The organism is Pseudomonas sp. 43(2021) (assembly GCF_017490805.1).
Taxonomy (GTDB): Bacteria; Pseudomonadota; Gammaproteobacteria; order Pseudomonadales; family Pseudomonadaceae; genus Aquipseudomonas.
Map to the genome: position 1 here is coordinate 1 of NZ_JAFGYJ010000091.1, position 843 is coordinate 843.

The following is an 843-nucleotide window of genomic DNA, read 5'->3' on the forward strand; positions in this document are numbered from 1 at the left end:
GTTGTGGGGTGTGCCCACTGTGGCGGCGTGCCGGTGGCCTGGGCTTGGACACGAAAGCGCGCAATGTCCTCGCCCTGTAGCCCATATAGCTGCCATATCTCATGATCGGTCCACTGTTTGAGGTGGAGCGGCGACGCTGCGAATCCACCCGCTGGCGGATCAACCGCTATGTAATTGCCATATGAATCCCGGAAGGCGGACAGCATGTTGTCTTTGCGTGAGCCAAATAGCGGATTCATTTCGTAATAGCCCTGAGCATCCGGCGAACGCCAGGATGGGCTGTAACGACTTTGATTGATGGGTATTGTCACGGGGGCGAGGCGCGGTCGCTTTGGCGCGGGTTGTTCGGTCAGGCGCCAGGTGGGGCTGTCTGCGTTTTTGTACAGGCGCGGTCCGGAGGGAACGCGCTCGGTGAGTAACTTGCTGCGCAACGCGCCGGTTTCATCCTCACCCACATGCGTGGTTTGCAGAGCTCCCTGATATTCGACGTCTGCGAACTTTCTGCCAACGATCCAGCGAAATCCATCATTGTCGGCAGGCTGCATTCCACGCACAAAGGTCTCTGATAACCAGTAATCGTTTATTGAAGTGGAATGTTCCGAGCGATAGGCGCTGTGTGCCGGTAACTGAAAGATTTCAACCGCTGGCAACCGCGGATTCGCATCGGCAAGGGCGCTGTCGAAGTTGGTACTGTGCAGCGCAAGATCGGGGATGCCGGCTCTTGGCGATATTTCAATGCTGCTGACATCAAACATGGGCCGATGTGGCGTTGGTACGTTTGCATCAGTTTGATGCGTGGTTGTGACTGACGTCTTGCGGAGTATTTTTGGACTCATGAAAGAC

1 pseudogene is annotated in these 843 nt (G+C 56.1%); it reads right to left on the bottom strand.

Annotation, left to right across the window (positions count from 1 at the left end):
- A pseudogene (locus tag J5M71_RS26040) lies at positions 1–755 on the bottom strand (hypothetical protein); the annotation flags it as partial.
- Positions 756–843: the final 88 nt, after the last annotated feature.